Source organism: Microbacterium sp. P5_B6, assembly GCF_056400345.1.
In genome coordinates, this window is record NZ_JBFULL010000077.1 from 1 (window position 1) to 1020 (window position 1020).

The 1020-nt window shown below is 63.6% G+C and carries 1 protein-coding gene and 1 pseudogene; both read right to left on the reverse strand.

Annotated elements, in window-relative coordinates; translation table 11 throughout:
* Nucleotides 1-69 precede the first annotated feature (69 nt).
* Nucleotides 70-843, reverse strand: a complete 774-nt coding sequence (locus tag AC1DP3_RS18305) for an ABC transporter permease (RefSeq protein ID WP_477295799.1) — start codon at nucleotides 841-843, stop codon at nucleotides 70-72.
* Nucleotides 840-1020 (reverse strand): annotated as a pseudogene (locus AC1DP3_RS18310) (hypothetical protein); the annotation flags it as partial. The pseudogene AC1DP3_RS18310 and the gene AC1DP3_RS18305, both read right to left, overlap by 4 nt.

A 1020-nucleotide genomic window follows, 5' to 3' on the forward strand; every position in this document is an offset into this window, starting at 1 on the left:
GTCTTGGACAGCGACCGGATCGCGAGCCGCACGGTGGCGTTGGTGTTCATGGCATTCTCCTGGATGGGGCTAGCGGGATCGGGCGGTGGTTCGCGACTCGACATACCACCTGAGGACGCGATCGCGGATAAGGACAAAGATGACGTTGAGCATGAACCCGAGGATGGCGAGCAGCACGATGCCGGCCCAGACGCTGACCGCGTCGAAGGTGAGCTGCGCCTGCATGGTCACGTATCCCAGACCGYGGACGGACGCGAGCATCTCGCTTGCGACCATCAGGATGAACGCGAATTGCAGGCCCGTCTGCATTCCACCTGCCATCGACGGTGCTGCGGACGGCAGCCAGGCGACCGTCAGTTCCTTCCACCCCGGGAGGCGGAGACTGCGGGTCACATCTAGCAGCGCGGGCTCGGTGCGCCGGAGCCCGTCCATCGTGGCGAGCGCGATGGGAAAGAAGGCCCCCAGGGCGATGACCGCGAGCTTCGAGGCATCGCCGATTCCAAGAACGAGGACGAATGGCGGGATGAGCATGATCACCGGGATCGACCGCGCGAAATCCAGCAGGGGGGTGAAAAGCAGTCGCAGGGTCCGCACGCGGCCGAGAGCGAGGCCGACGAGGACTCCAGTTACGATCGCGAATGCATAGCCGATGAGGAGATTGACGAGGCTCGGTACCACATCGGAGAAGAAGAGATCGAAAAGCCAGAGTTCCTGGAAGCGCCGCGCGATGCGGATCGGATCGGGGAAATACGGATTCCGCGAGGACGCCGTCCAGATCCAGTAGAGCGCGATGATCAGAACTGGAACGGAGATGCCCAGCGCGACACGACGTACATTTCTCATGCGAACTCCTCCAGGGGACGACGGCCGCGGACGACAAGCCGCTCTACGAGGTTGACGCCGAGCGCGAAGAGCACGCCGATGACACCGCTCCACAGGATCAGGCCGAATGCGAGATCGGATTGAGCTGCCTCCTGGGCGATGAGGATGAGCCGCCCCAGCCCTGGTGCTCCACCCAAC